Source organism: Enterobacter sp. PP-008-ECC_S150 (assembly GCF_045257065.1).
GTDB classification, from domain to species: domain Bacteria; phylum Pseudomonadota; class Gammaproteobacteria; order Enterobacterales; family Enterobacteriaceae; genus Enterobacter; species Enterobacter chengduensis.
Map to the genome: position 1 here is coordinate 355,527 of NZ_JBJHHG010000001.1, position 15,927 is coordinate 371,453.

16 protein-coding genes are annotated in these 15,927 nt (G+C 59.3%); 2 read left to right on the plus strand and 14 right to left on the minus strand.

Features of this window, described 5'->3' with window-relative positions; all coding sequences use genetic code 11:
- Nucleotides 1-7: 7 nt before the first annotated feature.
- The 8 genes from cvpA to pdxB all read right to left on the minus strand — a co-directional run bounded on the left by cvpA (nucleotide 8) and on the right by pdxB (nucleotide 7,524).
- Nucleotides 8-496: a colicin V production protein gene (cvpA, locus tag ACJBF3_RS01575; protein ID WP_045327894.1), complete on the minus strand. Its 489-nt coding sequence runs from the start codon at nucleotides 494-496 to the stop codon at nucleotides 8-10.
- 229 nt (nucleotides 497-725) lie between these two features.
- Nucleotides 726-1,418, minus strand: coding sequence for a cell division protein DedD (gene dedD / locus ACJBF3_RS01580; protein ID WP_045327892.1), 693 nt, complete (start codon nucleotides 1,416-1,418; stop codon nucleotides 726-728).
- A complete protein-coding gene (gene folC / locus ACJBF3_RS01585) occupies nucleotides 1,408-2,676 on the minus strand; it encodes a bifunctional tetrahydrofolate synthase/dihydrofolate synthase (RefSeq protein WP_045327890.1) in 1,269 nt (422 codons plus the stop codon). The genes dedD and folC overlap by 11 nt, the downstream gene beginning before the upstream one ends.
- A 70-nt stretch (nucleotides 2,677-2,746) precedes the next feature.
- A complete protein-coding gene (accD, locus tag ACJBF3_RS01590; protein ID WP_045327889.1) occupies nucleotides 2,747-3,652 on the minus strand; it encodes an acetyl-CoA carboxylase, carboxyltransferase subunit beta in 906 nt (301 codons plus the stop codon).
- 154 nt (nucleotides 3,653-3,806) lie between these two features.
- Complete coding sequence (locus tag ACJBF3_RS01595) at nucleotides 3,807-4,466, minus strand: DedA family protein (protein ID WP_045327886.1); 660 nt, start codon at nucleotides 4,464-4,466, stop codon at nucleotides 3,807-3,809.
- Nucleotides 4,467-4,494: 28 nt separating this feature from the next.
- On the minus strand, nucleotides 4,495-5,307 hold the full coding sequence (truA, locus tag ACJBF3_RS01600) for a tRNA pseudouridine(38-40) synthase TruA (protein WP_045327884.1): 813 nt from the start codon (nucleotides 5,305-5,307) through the stop codon (nucleotides 4,495-4,497).
- Nucleotides 5,307-6,320 carry an aspartate-semialdehyde dehydrogenase gene (locus ACJBF3_RS01605; protein WP_045327883.1) on the minus strand — a complete coding sequence of 338 codons (1,014 nt, stop codon included), beginning with the start codon at nucleotides 6,318-6,320 and terminating at the stop codon, nucleotides 5,307-5,309. The genes truA and ACJBF3_RS01605 overlap by 1 nt, the downstream gene beginning before the upstream one ends.
- A 67-nt stretch (nucleotides 6,321-6,387) precedes the next feature.
- Nucleotides 6,388-7,524: a 4-phosphoerythronate dehydrogenase PdxB gene (gene pdxB, locus ACJBF3_RS01610; protein WP_045327880.1), complete on the minus strand. Its 1,137-nt coding sequence runs from the start codon at nucleotides 7,522-7,524 to the stop codon at nucleotides 6,388-6,390.
- Nucleotides 7,525-7,637: 113 nt separating this feature from the next.
- Between pdxB and flk the strand changes: the two genes are divergently transcribed.
- On the plus strand, nucleotides 7,638-8,642 hold the full coding sequence (gene flk / locus ACJBF3_RS01615) for a flagella biosynthesis regulator Flk (RefSeq protein ID WP_032642021.1): 1,005 nt from the start codon (nucleotides 7,638-7,640) through the stop codon (nucleotides 8,640-8,642).
- Nucleotides 8,643-8,730: 88 nt separating this feature from the next.
- On the opposite strand, the gene ACJBF3_RS01620 is transcribed toward flk, so the two are convergent.
- Nucleotides 8,731-9,909: an MFS transporter gene (locus ACJBF3_RS01620; RefSeq protein ID WP_045330983.1), complete on the minus strand. Its 1,179-nt coding sequence runs from the start codon at nucleotides 9,907-9,909 to the stop codon at nucleotides 8,731-8,733.
- Nucleotides 9,910-9,977: 68 nt separating this feature from the next.
- The gene (gene fabB, locus ACJBF3_RS01625) at nucleotides 9,978-11,195 is read right to left on the minus strand and encodes a beta-ketoacyl-ACP synthase I (protein ID WP_045330981.1); all 1,218 of its coding nucleotides are present in this window, start codon (nucleotides 11,193-11,195) and stop codon (nucleotides 9,978-9,980) included.
- 158 nt (nucleotides 11,196-11,353) lie between these two features.
- Between fabB and mnmC the strand changes: the two genes are divergently transcribed.
- The gene (mnmC, locus tag ACJBF3_RS01630; protein WP_045330978.1) at nucleotides 11,354-13,354 is read left to right on the plus strand and encodes a bifunctional tRNA (5-methylaminomethyl-2-thiouridine)(34)-methyltransferase MnmD/FAD-dependent 5-carboxymethylaminomethyl-2-thiouridine(34) oxidoreductase MnmC; all 2,001 of its coding nucleotides are present in this window, start codon (nucleotides 11,354-11,356) and stop codon (nucleotides 13,352-13,354) included.
- Between the two features lie 97 nt (nucleotides 13,355-13,451).
- Here the strand turns inward: mnmC and ACJBF3_RS01635 are convergent, their stop codons facing one another.
- Genes ACJBF3_RS01635 through mepA form a run of 4 tightly spaced genes read right to left on the minus strand, consistent with a single transcriptional unit; the run spans nucleotide 13,452 to nucleotide 15,925 of the window.
- Nucleotides 13,452-13,733: a YfcL family protein gene (locus tag ACJBF3_RS01635; RefSeq protein WP_045330976.1), complete on the minus strand. Its 282-nt coding sequence runs from the start codon at nucleotides 13,731-13,733 to the stop codon at nucleotides 13,452-13,454.
- 13 nt (nucleotides 13,734-13,746) lie between these two features.
- Nucleotides 13,747-14,292 carry an elongation factor P hydroxylase gene (locus ACJBF3_RS01640; RefSeq protein ID WP_045330974.1) on the minus strand — a complete coding sequence of 182 codons (546 nt, stop codon included), beginning with the start codon at nucleotides 14,290-14,292 and terminating at the stop codon, nucleotides 13,747-13,749.
- A complete protein-coding gene (locus ACJBF3_RS01645) occupies nucleotides 14,292-15,101 on the minus strand; it encodes a sulfite exporter TauE/SafE family protein (RefSeq protein ID WP_045330971.1) in 810 nt (269 codons plus the stop codon). Before ACJBF3_RS01645 ends, ACJBF3_RS01640 begins: the two co-directional genes overlap by 1 nt.
- The gene (mepA, locus tag ACJBF3_RS01650; protein ID WP_045330969.1) at nucleotides 15,101-15,925 is read right to left on the minus strand and encodes a penicillin-insensitive murein endopeptidase; all 825 of its coding nucleotides are present in this window, start codon (nucleotides 15,923-15,925) and stop codon (nucleotides 15,101-15,103) included. The genes ACJBF3_RS01645 and mepA overlap by 1 nt, the downstream gene beginning before the upstream one ends.
- Nucleotides 15,926-15,927: the final 2 nt, after the last annotated feature.

The following is a 15,927-nucleotide window of genomic DNA, read 5'->3' on the forward strand; positions in this document are numbered from 1 at the left end:
TCAGGGCTTATGCCCTGGGCAAAAAACTCGACGAGCTTTGCAGATAGTCAAAGAACCATCTGATGATGAAGCTGAACTCTGGAATGAGCTGCGATTTCTGCCAGTCTTCGCTTTTGGAGAACCCGGTGAAGGTATCCAGGAAGAACAGGATCGCGGCCACAATCAGCACGCCTCGTAATGCCCCGAAACAGATCCCGAGCACCCTGTCCGTTCCTGACAGACCGGTTTTCTCGACCAGCTGACCTATCACGAAATTCACGATAGCGCCGACAATCAGCGTTGCGATAAACAGCACCGCGATAGCGATTCCATTTCGGACCAGTTCATCTTCAAAGCCCGTGAACCAGACAGACAGGTAAGTGTAGTAATGACTGGCGACAAAGAAAGCACAACCCCAGGTCACCAGCGATAACGCTTCACGAACAAAGCCACGGATCAGGCTAACCAGACAGGAAAAACCAATCACCGCAATGATGGCGTAATCAATCCAGACCATATATGTCCCACGATTTAACGCCCTGTCATCCAGTTCGGGGCGAATTCTAACAGAAAAAGAAAACGTTTGCGTAGGGATTTCCTTCCCGCGCGTAAATAAAAAAGGCGCTGAAAAAATAATCAACGCCCCCGGTCCTTTCGACGTTTCTTTGAACGTCTACTCCCCCTCACCCCGGCCCTCTCCCTCAGGGAAGAGGGAGCAAACCACTCCGGGGTTGGGTAAGATGTTATCAGTTCGCGCTGTAGCCCATCACCACGCCGCTCAGGCCGGAGATCTGCTTCAGCTCACCCAGCGACCCTTTCAGCTTGTCCTTAGATGCTTCTGGCCCCACGAGGATACGGGTAATTTTACCCTGTACCGGCGTGGAAGGTGAAGTGTAAACACGGTATCCCGCACTGCGCAGTTTGCTCACGACCTCGTTGACCTTATCGGCGTTTTTCAGGGCACCGAGCTGCACCACGTAGGCTTTGCCCGTCGGTGCCGCGTCTTGTTTAGCCGGCGGTGGGGTTTCTGACGCGGCCGCCAGCTGCTCTGCGGCTTTATCCCGCTGCGGTTTCGGCTGCGGCTTTTCAACCGGCTTCGGTTTTTCAACCGGCTTAGGCTGCTCGACCGGCACAGGATCGATGTCGCTGTTGCTGTTGCTCGCGGCCGCCAGGCGAGACGGATCGAGCGACGGTGCGGCGGCATCGCCCGCGCGCACCTCTTCCGCCGCCCCTTCCGGTGGCTGAGCAGGCAGCGCCTGCGTCGCCGCGGGCAGCATGTCCGGCTCATCGCGGTCACCCGGTTTCGGCACCAGCGGAATCGCGGCAAACTCATCCTGATAATGCTTTTTCTGCCCGTCGAGCAGGCCCGGGAGAATGATCACCCCGAGCGCGACCAGCACGATGGTTCCTGTTAAACGGTTCTGAAACTTACTCGCCACCGGTTCTCCCCGCGTCCATTACTTCCATGACATGTGCCACCGTGTGGAATGAACCACACACCAGCACGGTATCTTCTGGTTTAGCATCCGCCATCGCGGCATGCCAGGCCTGCGCCACGCTAGTATAGATTGCGCCTTTGCCGAGATGTTCCATCAGCTGCTCGGCCGTCGCGCCGCGCGGCCCCTCCAGAGGAGCACAATACCAGCTATCGACCACACTCTCCATGCAGGCCAGCGTCCCGCCGATATCTTTATCATGAAGCATACCGATAACCGCCAGCACTCGCCCGGTTTTTGGTAACGATTTGAGACGTCCCGCGAGATACGCCGCCGCATGCGGGTTATGCGCCACATCGAGAATCAGGCGCGGTGACTCGCTGACGATCTGAAAACGCCCGGGCAGAATGGCACTCTGAATGCCGTCGCGGATCGCCTGCTCGCTAACAACGAGACCGCTGGCGCGCAGTGCCGCCAGCGCGGTGGCGGCATTCGGCTGCGGTACCTGCGGCAGCGGCAGGTTGTCCAGCGCGCCCTGCGCATCGCTAAAGCGCCAGCCGTTGTCCTGAACCTCATACTGCCAGTCAGCGCCGCGGCGCAGCAGCTGCGCGCCCTTCTCGTTCGCCACGTCCGCGATGGTGTGCGGCATATCCGGCTCGCCCACCACGGCGGGTTTGTTTGCCCGGAAAACGCCGGCCTTCTCGCGGCCAATGCTTTCACGATCCGGTCCCAGCCAGTCGGTATGATCCAGCGCGATGCTGGTCACCACCGCCACGTCCGCATCCACGATATTGGTCGCATCAAGACGTCCGCCGAGACCAACTTCAAGGATCACCACATCCAGCTGAGCCTGCTTGAACAGCCACAGGGCCGACAGGGTGCCGTATTCAAAATAGGTTAATGAGATCTCACCGCGCGCGGCTTCAATTTCCGCGAACGACGCCGTATGCGCGGATTCCGGCAGCTCGCGGTTCTGCACGCGCACCCGCTCGGTGTAGCGGACGAGATGTGGAGAGCTGTAAACGCCAACCCGGTAACCTGCCGCCATCAGGACGGATTCCAGCGTCCGGCAGGTCGTGCCTTTACCGTTGGTCCCCGCGACGGTGAACACGAAAGGCGCCGGTTTGAGCACATCAAGACGCGCCGCAACCTGGCTTACGCGCTCAAGCCCCATATCGATGGTTTTACTGTGCAGGTTTTCCAGATAAGAAAGCCACGCGGCCAGGGGCGACGTGGCTTGGGGAATGCTTTTATTTTCCATAATGCCCGGTTGTCATTAACAGATTAGAAAGCAAAAGGGCAGCGCCAACCGGCCCTGCCCTTTTCAGTTATCAGGCCTCGGGTTCCTGATCCGGTACCACCACGCCTTCGCGCGGCTCATCCGGGTTCGGCGCGGGCAGATTCATCAGCTTCGCCAGGATGCTCGCCAGCTTGAGGCGCATTTCCGGACGGCGGACGATCATGTCGATGGCGCCTTTCTCAATAAGGAACTCACTGCGCTGGAAGCCCGGCGGCAGCTTTTCACGAACGGTCTGCTCGATAACGCGAGGACCGGCAAAGCCGATCAGCGCTTTTGGCTCAGCGATGTTCAGGTCGCCCAGCATCGCGAAGCTCGCGGAGACGCCGCCCATGGTTGGGTCGGTCAGCACGGAGATGTACGGCAGACCGCGCTCCTGCATCTTCGCCAGCGCTGCAGAGGTTTTCGCCATCTGCATCAGCGACATCAGCGCTTCCTGCATACGCGCACCGCCGGAGGCAGAGAAGCAGATCAGCGGGCAGTTGTCTTCCAGCGCCTGCTCAACGGCACGCACGAAGCGCGCACCGACCACGGAGCCCATCGAGCCGCCCATAAAGGCAAACTCAAACGCAGCGGCAACAACCGGCATCTCGTGCAGGGTGCCTTTCATGACCACCAGCGCGTCTTTCTCGCCGGTCTCTTTCTGTGCAGAGGCCAGACGATCTTTGTATTTTTTGGAATCGCGGAACTTCAGCACGTCTTTTGGCTCAAGCTCGCTGCCCAGCTCTACCAGAGAACCTTCGTCCAGCAGGCTATGCAGGCGGTTGCGCGCCGACATACGCATATGGTGGTCACACTTCGGACACACCTCAAGGTTGCGCTCCAGCTCTGCGCGATACAGAACCTGACCGCAGCTATCACACTTCGTCCATACCCCTTCAGGAATGCTCGCTTTGCGCGTTGGGGTAATGTTGCTTTTAATTCGTTCAATCCAGCTCATTGATAACCTTTCTGCCTGAACCTGGTCGTATGCCAGTTTTGCTATAAGAGGCGAATAATGCCATTTTTGCCTCCAACAGACCATGAATGTTGCACATTAAAACATAACAGCCCGAAACTTTGGATAAAAAAGTGGTCGAACCGCTAGCGTGCATTTACTTCGCTTGCTTAGCCGCCGCACGCTTGTGGCGAATGATTTCAATCACGCCCGGCAGTACGGAAAGCACAATAATCGCTACAATCAGTAACTTAAGATTTTCCTGAACGATCGGAAGATCGCCAAACAGGTAGCCGGCATAGGTAAACAGCAGTACCCACAGCAGCGCCCCCACGACGTTATACATCGCAAAATGACGATAGGACATGTGCCCCATTCCCGCCACAAACGGTGCAAACGTACGCACAATAGGCACAAAGCGCGCAAGGATAATGGTCTTTCCGCCATGGCGTTCATAAAACGCATGAGTTTTGTCTAAATAGCTGCGACGGAAAATTTTCGAATCAGGATTGCTGAAAAGCCGCTCACCGAATACCCGGCCAATCGTATAGTTGACCGCATCACCGACGATCGCGGCAATGACCATCAGCACCACCATAAGATGCACGTTCAGATCGTTAGTGGGCAGCGCCGATAACGCCCCGGCAACGAACAGCAGTGAATCCCCCGGCAGGAACGGGGTAACGACCAGCCCGGTTTCACAGAACAGGATGAGGAACAGAATGGCGTAAACCCAGACGCCATACTGCGCGACCAGCTCCGCCAGGTGAACATCAATATGCAGGATAAAATCAATTAAAAAACGAATTACGTCCATATTGTCTAAGCCCTAATTGCACCTTTGTTTAGTCCGCTAAAAATAGCGGGCCCATTGGCGGTTTCGGCAGGTCAAACCGATCCGGATAGTCTACCGAGACCAGATACAACCCTTCCGCTTTCGCCGTCGCTGCCGCAAGCGTTCTGTCCTTCGCTGCCAGCAGGTCTGCAATCCAGCTCTCCGGCTGGTGTCCGGCACCCACTTCCATCAGGCTGCCCACAATATTCCGAACCATATGATGTACAAAGGCATTGGCTTTGATATCCACCACCACATACGCGCCAAAACGGCTGACGTGAATGTGCATGACGTTACGCCACGGCGTGCGGGACTGGCACTGCACCGCACGAAACGACGTAAAATCATTTTCACCAAGCAGACACTGCGCCGCACGATGCATGCGTTCAGCGTCGAGCGGTTCATAAAAATGCGTCACGCCCTGGCTTAACACCGCTGGCCTCAGACGCTGATTGTAGATGACGTAGCGGTAACGGCGCGCCGTGGCGCTGAAGCGCGCGTGAAAATCATCCGGCACAGCTTTCACCCAGCGCACCGCAATGTCACCAGGCAAATTCGCATTTACACCCAGCGTCCAGGCGGCGTCCTTGCGCACGGCGGTGGTTTCAAAGTGCACCACCTGACCCGTACCGTGAACGCCTGCATCCGTGCGGCCTGCGCACAGGACGTTAATCGGCTCGTTTGCCACCTGAGAGAGCGCTTTCTCCAGCTTTTCCTGGACGCTGCGCACCTCATTCTGACGCTGCCAGCCATAATATTTACTGCCGTCGTACTCAATGCCGAGGGCAATTCTATGGACCGGCCTTTGTTCCACGTCTGACATCAGTACAGGTACTCCTGCACCAGTTTTTCAGCGATCTTGACCGCCATCAGCGCGCCGCCGAAGCGAACGTTGTCGGCAACGCACCAGAACTGAACCTGCTCAGGCATACCGTAGTCGTTACGCACGCAGCCAACGGAAAGATGCGCGCTACCGGTGGCATCGCCGACCTGGGTCGGGAACTCGGTCTCTTCAGAAAGAACAATGTCCTCACCGCGGCCAAACGCATCGCGCGCCTCTTCCGCCGCCAGCGGACGCAGCGCTTCAAAGCCGACCATCTGCGCGTGGCCGTAGAAGACCGGGGACTGCACGACGTTGGCGGAGATCATCAGCCCGTCGTCCTGCAGAATTTTACGCACTTCATCGACGATACGACGCTCTTCGCGCACGGAGCCCTCGCGATCCGGCAGCAGCGGCAGCATGTTGAACGCCAGCTGGCGGCCAAAGAAATCATCTTCATCAATCGGGATACCGTTCAGCAGCTTCGCGCTCTGCCCGGCCAGCGCGTCGACGGCCTTTTTGCCGTTCGCAGACGCGGACAGCAGGCTGGTGACGGTAATGCGCGACAGGCCGCCGTCGTCGATCAGCGGTTTCAGGGCGGTCAGCAGCTGGCTGGTCAGGCTGTTCGGTACCGCAATGACGTTACGGTTGCGGTAGTCAGCCAGCACGAACGGGTTCACGTCCGGCACCACCAGCGGCACGTCCGGCTCCATGGAGAACAGGCCGCTCAGGTCGATCACCAGGCAGCCCGCGTTGGTCGCCTCTTCAACGTACGCGGCAGTGGCTTCAGCGCCCGCGGCGAAAAACGCCAGCTGCGCCTGGGTCCAGTCAAATTCTGCTGCATCCTGAACCATGACGGATTTATTGTTAAAACGCAGATGCTCACCCGCGCTATCGGTACGCGCCAGCGCATAGATATCGCCCACCGGGAACTGACGCTCGGCAAGGGTTTCGAGCAGGGCTTCGCCCACGGCACCGGTGGCACCTAAAATGGCAATGTTCCAGCCTTCAGACATGGTGGTTTACTCCAGAAATAAAAAAGCGTCCCTGTCGGAGTATCCAACAGGGAGCATTAAGAAGACATTAATGCGCCGGGTGATGAACGGCGTTAAACCCAAGCTTGTGCAGCAGCGTCGCCGCCGAGGCGTCGTCGCACATCACATACAGGGAGGACCACTCGCGGCGCTCAACATAGTTCTTGCGCAGCTTATCAAATTCACCCGGGATCCCCGCCACTTTACGCAGCAGCGCATCATCGCGGCGCACATCATACACCAAATGCACCAGCCTTTTCAGCGTTGCCTGATCGAGCGGACCGTGCAGGGTAATGCGGCCAAATTCAGGCGCGGGGAGTAAGGTATCCAGCGCGACCTGCTGCGGATGGCCGATAAAAGCGCTGTAGGCTTCGAAGACCTGCGTCGTGCCGCGGGCTTTCCCTTCAAGGGTATAACCGGCGATATGGGCGGTGGCTACGTCCACCTTGTTAAGCAGCTCAACGTTGAGATCCGGCTCCGGCTCCCAGACGTCCAGCACCACGCTGAGATCTTGCCCTTCGTTCAGACACCTCAGCAGCGCGGCGTTATCGACCACCGGCCCCCGGCAGGCATTTATCAGAATAGTGCCAGCCTTCAGACGGCGGATCAGCGCCTCGTCAGCCAAATGCAGCGACTTATACGGCCCCTCTTTAAACAGCGGCGTGTGGAAGGTCAGCACGTCGCACTGTTCGACCAGCTCATCCAGCGAGCGAAAATCCCCGTCGTCGCCGTTGTCTTTACGCGGCGGATCGCACAGCAGCGTGCGGATCCCTAGCGCCTCAAGGCGCTTTTGCAGGCGACCGCCGACGTTACCCACGCCAACAATCCCCACGGTGCGGTCTTTCAGCGCAAAACCGTCGCGCTCGGCCAGCATCAGCAGCGAGGAGAAAACGTATTCCACGACGGCAATCGCGTTACAGCCCGGCGCCGCGGAGAAACCGATTCCGGCCTGCGCCAGCCACCGATCGTCCACATGATCGGTCCCTGCCGTAGCGGTACCAACGAACTTAATCGCCTTACCGGCGAGCAATGCCTCATTTACTTTGGTCACCGAGCGCACCATCAGCGCGTCTGCATCATCCAGTTCGTTGACCGGGATCGGGCGACCAGGGACAGCCTTAACGTTACCCAGGCGGCTAAACAGCTCGCGGGCGTAAGGCATATTTTCATCAACGAGGATTTTCACGTCTGAGTACCTGTTTGAGAGGAAGAAAACCTGTCAAGTGTGCCATAATCTGGCCGCCAGGCATATACGTCTGCCAGGTTTACGCTGAGTTTTGACTTTAAGGATTTTTGACGATGCAGCCCATTTCAGGTACGCCGCCACGCCCTCCGGGTGAAGGCCCCGTCACGCCAAACGTTGCCGGTGAACAGCCGCTATCCACGCAACAGCGCACCGTGCTGGAGCGACTGATCACGCGCCTGATTGCGCTGACTTCCCAGCAAAATGCGGAAGTCTGGGCCGGGGTAAAGCATGATTTAGGCGTGAAGAACGACGCACCGCTGCAGTCGCGCCATTTCCCTGCGGCCGAGCAAAACCTGAACCAGCGTATTACGACCGCTCAGCAAAACCACACCACGCGCCAGATTGTTTCTCAGCTGACGGAGCTGCTGGGCCAGGGAAATAACCGTCAGGCGGTGAGTGATTTTATCCGCCAGCAGTATGGTCAGACCGCCCTTGGCCAGCTGACGCCAGACCAGCTCAAAACCGTGCTGACGCTGCTGCAGAACAACGAGCTGTCGATTCCCCAGCCTCAGGTGCGCCCGGCGACCGAGCGCCCGCTGCTGCCCGCCGAGCACAACACGCTCAAGCAGATGGTGACCAAGCTGGCCGCGGCTACCGGCGAGCCGACAAAGCTCATCTGGCAATCCATGCTGGAGCTGTCCGGCGTGAAGGCGGGCGAGCTGATCCCGGCCAAACAGTTTACCCATCTGGTGACCTGGCTTCAGGCGCGCCAGACGCTCAGCACCCAGAGCGCCCCTACCCTGCATACCGTGCAGGCCGCACTGAAACAGCCGCTTGAGCCGCACGAGTTCGAGGTGATTCGGGATTACGCCCAGCAAAACTGGCAGGCCACGCCGCAGACGGTGCTGACCACCGCCCAGGTGCAGGATCTGCTTAACCAGATCTTCGTTCGCCGCGCCGAGCGCGAAGGCGGCGTGCCGGAGGTGAGAAATATTCAGCCGATCTACAGCCCGCTGTTTGCGCCGGTCGTGGAGACGTTCAGAACGCTCTCTGCGCGTCCGGGACTGATGTTTATTGCACTGCTTGTTGCGCTGGCGATTTTCTGGCTGGTTGCCTGAGGATTTGCCCGGTGGCGCTGCGCTTACCGGGCCTACAACGGCTCGAACCGTAGGCCGGGCAAGGCGCAGCCGCCCCGGCAACAACGTCTCACGTTTTGCGAAACGCCACCAGCGTCACCACAATCCCCACTACCGCTGAAACCGCACCGGCCAGGAAGACGGACGGGTAGCCAAACGACGTCGCCAGCAGCCCGGCCAGCGGGCCGGTGACGCCGTACGAGATATCCTGAAACGCCGCATAGCCGCCGAGCGCCGTCCCGCGCACCTGCGGGGCCACGCGCTTCACCACTTCCACGCCCAGCGCCGGGAAAATCAGCGAGCAGCCGCAGCCGGTGAGCGCGGCGCCCAGCAGCGCAACGGAGGCGACCGGCGCTTGCCACAGCAGCAGCAGGCCCACGGTCTCAATCATCAGGGACGCCACCGCCACCTTCACGCCGCCGAAGCGATCCGGCATCCAGCCGAACAGTACGCGCATTAGCACAAACGCGCCGCCAAACGCGGTCAGCGTAAAACCGGCCATCGCCCAGCCGCGGCTCATGAAATAGAGCGAGACGAAGGTGCCAATGACCGCAAACCCCACGCCCTGCAGCGCCAGGCCAAGGCCCGGCTGCCAGATTTGGCCGACCACGCTCCAGAGGGAAGGACGCTCGCCTTTATGCGCGGGCACCTTACGCACCGAGCCGTTAAACGCCCACGCCACCAGCGGCAGCACCATGGTCGTTGCCGCCAGGGCCGCAAATCCAAACTGGCTGTTGATGAGCAAACCAAGCGGTGCACCGGCGGCCAGCGCACCGTAGATGGCCATGCCGTTCCAGGACATCACCTTGCCGGAGCGCGCAGGCCCCACCAGCCCCATTCCCCAGGTCAGGGTGCCGGTCAGCAGCTGGCTTTCACCGAAGCCAAGGATTAAGCGGCCCAGCACCAGCAGCGCAAATTTATACGCGGCGTCGAGCGGCAAAAGGGCCGCCAGCAGCCACGCCCCGCCCGCCAGCCCACAGGCAAACATCCCCTGTAACGCCGAGCGCTTAGCGCCGTGCTGGTCCGCCAGCCGTCCGGCGTAACCGCGGGTTAATACCGTGGCTAAAAACTGAATGCCCACGGCAATGCCGACCATGGTGTTGCCATAGCCCAGTTCCTGATGGACGAACAGCGGGATCACCGGCAGCGGCAGACCAACGGTCATATAGGTTAGAAATACCGCAAAAGCGATGCGGAACAGCGAGGTGTTCCCGGACGTGGCGTTTTTTTCTGAGGTTGCGGCCGTCATGCATAACTCCGAATTCAGGCATAAAAAAAGGGAGCCATCAGGCTCCCTTCTACTATACATTCAAACGCTTATGCTTTCAGCTTACGCATAACCAGCGTGGCGTTGGTGCCACCGAAGCCGAAGCTGTTTGACATGACGGTGGTCAGCGTCGCGTCCATTGGTTTGGTCACGATGTTCAGGCCAGCGGCCTGCTCGTCCATCTCGTCAATGTTGATGCTTGGGGCGATAAAGCCGTTTTCCAGCATCAGCAGAGAGTAGATCGCTTCCTGCACGCCAGCCGCACCCAGAGAGTGACCGGTCATGGCTTTGGTCGCGGAGATTGCCGGGCTGTTCTCGCCGAAGACTTCACGGATCGCACCCAGCTCCTTCACGTCGCCTACCGGAGTAGACGTGCCGTGGGAGTTCAGGTAGTCGATTGGGGTATCAACGCCGTGCATCGCCATCTTCATGCAGCGCACCGCGCCTTCGCCGGATGGCGCAACCATGTCGGCGCCGTCAGACGTTGCACCGTAGCCCACGATCTCAGCGTAAATGTGCGCGCCACGTGCCAGGGCATGCTCCAGCTCTTCAACCACAACCATACCGCCACCGCCCGCGATAACGAAACCGTCGCGGTGCGCATCATAGGTACGGGAGGCTTTATCCGGGGTTTCGTTGTACTTGGTGGACAGTGCGCCCATCGCGTCGAATTCACAGGCCATTTCCCAGCCCAGCTCTTCGCCGCCGCCAGCAAATACGATGTCCTGTTTACCCAGCTGGATCTGCTCAACAGCATTACCGATGCAGTGCGCGGACGTCGCACACGCGGAGCTGATGGAGTAGTTCACACCGTGGATTTTGAATGGGGTAGCCAGGCACGCGGAAACCGCAGAACCCATGGCTTTGGTGACCACGTACGGACCTACCGCTTTCAGACCACGCGGGCTACGCATTGCGTCAGCGCCGAAGACCTGCGCTTTTGATGAGCCGCCGGAACCGGCAATCAGACCCACGCGCGGGTTGTTCTGATAAACCTCTTCACTCAGGCCGGAATCTTTGATCGCTTCCTGCATGGAGAGATAAGCGTAAATAGAGGCATCGTTCATGAAACGAACCACTTTGCGGTCAATCAAACCGGTGGTGTCCAGTTTGACGTTACCCCATACGTGGCTGCGCATACCTGAATCTTTAAACTCTTCAGAGAAAGTGATCCCGGAGCGTCCTTCACGCAGAGATGCCAGGACTTCCTGCTGGTTATTACCGATGCTGGAAACAATGCCCAGGCCAGTAATCACTGCACGTTTCATTCAATACCTCTGTAAGTCGCACTATAGTAAGTTTCGAGTCGCACAATAGCGTACACTTGTACGCCGAACAAGTCCGATCAGACATTTTCTGCGGAAATTTGCACCGATGGACTCACATCGTTAAGATCGTGCCACTGCCTGTCAGACGAGTAACTTACGTGAAACAAAACGCTATACAACCCGCCAACCTCGAATTCAACGCTGAGGGTACACCTGTTTCCCGAGATTTTGATGACGTCTATTTTTCTAATGATAACGGACTCGAAGAAACTCGCTATGTTTTCCTCGACGGAAACCAGCTCAGCACCCGCTTCCCGGCGCACCCGCGGAGCCTGTTCGTGGTCGCGGAAAGTGGATTCGGCACCGGGCTGAATTTTTTAACCCTCTGGCAGGCGTTTAATCAGTTCCACGCTGCTCACCCTGAGGCTACGCTACAAAGATTACATTTCATCAGTTTCGAAAAATTCCCGCTTACCGCGCACGATCTGCGGCTTGCCCACCAGCGCTGGCCGGAGCTTGCGCCCTGGGCGGAGCAGCTTCAGGCGCAGTGGCCGCCCCACATCGGCGGCTGCCATCGCCTGATTCTGGACGGCGGGCGCGTGACCCTGGACTTATGGCTTGGCGACATCAACGACCTGACCGATACGCTCGATGATTCGATGAATCAGACGGTGGACGCGTGGTTCCTTGACGGCTTCGCCCCCGCCAAGAATCCGGACATGTGGAGCCAGCATCTGTTTAGCGCGATGGCGCGACTGGCCCGCCCTGGCGCAACGCTTGCCACCTTCACCTCGGCAGGCTTTGTCCGTCGAGGCTTGCAGGAAGCGGGCTTTACCATGCAGAAGACCAAGGGCTTTGGCCGCAAGCGCGACATGCTGGTCGGCAGGATGGAACAGACGCTGGACGTTCCCGCTCAGGCCCCGTGGTTTGCTCGCCGCGCCAGCGCAGCCCGCGAGGTGGCAATCGTCGGTGGGGGCATCGCCAGCGCCCTGCTCTCGCTCGCCCTTCTCCAGCGTGGCTGGCAGGTCACGCTCTACTGCGCTGACGATGCGCCAGCAAACGGCGCGTCCGGCAACCGCCAGGGGGCGCTCTACCCGCTTTTAAGCGCGCACGACCCGGCCCTGTTCCGGTTTTTCCCGGCGGCGTTTACCTTCGCCCGCCGCCTGTATGACTCTCTTCCTGTCGCGTTCGACCATGACTGGTGCGGCGTAACTCAGCTCGGCTGGGATGAAAAAAGCCAGCAGAAAATCGCGCAGATGCTGTCTCTGGGCCTGCCCGAAGAGATTGCCCGCGCGGTAAGCGCGCAGGAGGTGAAAGACACCGCTGGCGTGGATACCGGGTGTGGGGGCATTCAGTATCCGCTCGGCGGCTGGCTGTGCCCGGCTGAACTGACCGCGGCGGTCATTGCCCTGGCGCAGTCGCGCGGGCTGACGGCGCATTATGCTCACACCGTTGAATCGCTGAGCCGAAGCGAGCGCTGGAATCTACGTTTTGCCGATGGCAAGGAGGCGAGCCATGCCAGCGTCGTGTTGGCAAACGGGCATCACATCAGCCAGTTTACCCAGACAGCGACGTTGCCGGTTTATCCGGTTGGCGGCCAGGTCAGCCATATTCCCTCCACACCGGAGCTCGGCCAGCTGCGTCAGGTGCTGTGCTATGACGGCTATCTGACGCCGCAAAACCCGTCTAACGGCCATCACTGCATCGGAGCCAGCTACCATCGCGGCGAGACAGAGATGCGCTACAGCGAGGAGGATCAGGCGCAAAACCGTCAGCGCCTGATTGACTGCTTGCCGGATGCATCATGGGCACAAGAGGTTGACGTTAGCGCGGGTGACGCGCGCTGCGGCGTGCGCTGCGCCACCCGCGATCATCTCCCGATGGCGGGAAACGTGCCGGACTACGAGGCAACGCTTGAGGTGTATCAGGACCTTGCTGATAACCGGGATAAAGCAGCAAGCGCGCCGGTCTATCCGGAGCTGTATATGCTGGGCGGGCTGGGCTCTCGCGGACTGTGCTCTGCGCCGCTGCTGGCAGAAGTATTAGCTGCGCAAATGAGCCACGAGCCGATTCCGCTGGACAGGGTTACGCTTGCGGGGCTGAATCCGAATCGATTGTGGGTGCGGAAACTGCTGAAGGGAAAAATGGTGAAATCGTAGGCCCGGTAAGCGCAGCGCCACCGGGCATCTGGCAGAAGAGCCGTTTTCACGCCGGGCGGCGCATGCGCTTGCCCGGCCTACCAGTCCGAATGCTAACTTATGATGTCAGGCTGGCTTTCTGAAACAAGGTTTCCCACATGCCCAGCACCAGTGACTGGTCGCGCGGAGAGAGTTCCCCGGCCAGAATGGCTTTCTCCAGGCTGCGGGTGACTTCATCGTGAACGGCGTCGGCAGAGTGATCGTCACCCGCTTCCAGCTCGGCTACCGCGAGCGTCAGGTGACCACGCAGATAACCGCTGGCGAACAGCTCATCATCACTGGCGTGTTCCACCATGTCATCAATTAACGCCAGAATGCGTGCTTCAAATTCTGCGATCATCTTCTTTCCTCTGTTAAAGATCTTCCGGCCACGGGAAGCATTCCGCCGTGATTTCCGGCGTGTGGTAATAATTCTGTAAGGCCTCGATCAGGCGCGCCGGACGTTCCGGGATGCCCTTCTCAAGATATTCCATCACCTGCGCATGCACGCGGCGCTGGAAGACGATACGGTCTGGCTCGAAGTCGCCTTCGAGATTGTCGCAGCTCACGTTGAACGGGAAACCCGCCGCGACGCAGAACAGCCATTCCAGCGCCTGCGGCTTCACTTCCACATCTTCAAACTGCCCTTGCGTTGCGGCATCACGCCCGTCCGGGCAGTACCAGTAGCCAAAGTCCACCAGCTCGCGCCGCGCTTTTCCGGCGATGCACCAGTGAGAAATTTCGTGCAAACCGCTCGCGTAAAAGCCGTGGGCAAAGACGATGCGGTTATACGGAACCTCTGCATCAGCAGGAAGATAGATCGGTTCGTCGTCGCCTTTAATCAGACGGGTATTAAAATCATCAGCAAAACAGCCGTCGAAAATCTCAATCAGCTGTTCGTATTTATGCGTACTGTTCATTAGTGCATCCCCAACCAGGTGAGGATCTCCTGTCCATGGCTGTCATAAAGAAGTTTGGCGCTCATTACGGCCGAGACGATAACGATCATCGGTCGAATCAGTTTTTGTCCTTTGCTTAATACCAGGCGCGAGCCCGCGCGCGCCCCCAGAAACTGCCCCGCCATCATCACAAACCCGGTTGCCCAGATGACCTTGCCGCCAATGATAAACAGCAGCAGGCCGCCGAGGTTCGAGGTCGCGTTAAGCACTTTGGCATGGGCGGTGGATTTGGCAAGGTTAAACCCGGCCAGCGTCACAAACGCCAGCGCGTAAAATGAACCGGCCCCCGGCCCGAAGAAACCGTCGTAAAAACCGACGCAGCCCCCGGCAATCAGGGCAAACGGCAGGCCGTGCAGGCGACGCTGCCGGTCTTCCTCACCGAGCTTTGGCATCAGCAGGAAGTAAAGCCCGATGCAGATGACCAGAACCGGCAGTATCTGGCGCAAAATATCGGACTGCACGTGCTGGACCAGCAGCGCGCCCGACGTGGAGCCGATAAAGGTCATCAGGATGTTCAGCTTCTGGTCGGCCAGGCTCACCACCTTACGGCGGATAAAATAGAGCGACGCCGAGAGCGAGCCGCCGCAGGCCTGCAGCTTGTTGGTGGCCAGCGCCTGCGCCGGGCTCATGCCCGCCGCCAGCAGCGCGGGGACGGTTAATAACCCGCCGCCGCCCGCAAGGGCATCAATAAAACCGGCCAGCATCGCCACAAAGAACAGCACCGCCAGCAGCAGCGGTGACACCATAAACAGATCGACGAAATTATCCATTAAAGTACATGCTCATCCAGTAGCGCCTGGCAGGAAGGCGGCAGCGGAGGCGGTGTCTTCTTCTCAGGCTTAGAGGTTCCAGGTTTTGCCGGTTCAAACCAGCTTTGCAGTTCCGCTCCGCAGCCATCGCCTGGCGGCGGGAGCGGCTGATCTTCACACTCCAGGCTGTTCGCCGGGCAGCGCAGGCGAACGTGCATATGCGCGCGATGCTGGAACCACGGGCGCACCTTGCGCAGCCAGTCGCGGTCGGTTCCGGCATCCAGGCAGAGCTGCTGCTTGATGGCCGGGTTGACGAAAATCCGCGTGACGTCGTTATCTTCTGCCGCCAGCTTGATCATGCTGGATATGTCCCGCGTCCACAGGGACGGCACCACGCGCTTGCCGTCACTCGCCACCAGATCCAGCGCCTGCGGCTTGAGCAGTTGGGCGGAGGTCCAGCGCGTCTTCGGCAGCTGCAGGAAGATATCGACGTCCAGCCCGGTCTGGTGGCTGGCGTGCCCGCCGTTGAAGCGCCCGCCGGCAGGCATACCCATGTCGCCAATCAGCATCGTCCCCAGCCCCAGGTTGTGCACCTGATTTCCCAGTCGCTGGATGAACAACACCAGATCAGGGTGGCCGAAGTAGCGGCGCTGGTCGGTACGCATCACCTGATAGGTATCCGACTGCAGCGGAAGTTCCTGCGCGCCGACGATACAGCCGTTCGAAAAGGCGCCGATAGACTGCGCGCTTCCCGCGACCGGGTGGGTGATTTTTTGCCATGGCGTCGCGGCCAGACTGGCTCCACTGGCGAGCAGCGCCAGCAGAGCAATTGCGGTTTTTTTCATGT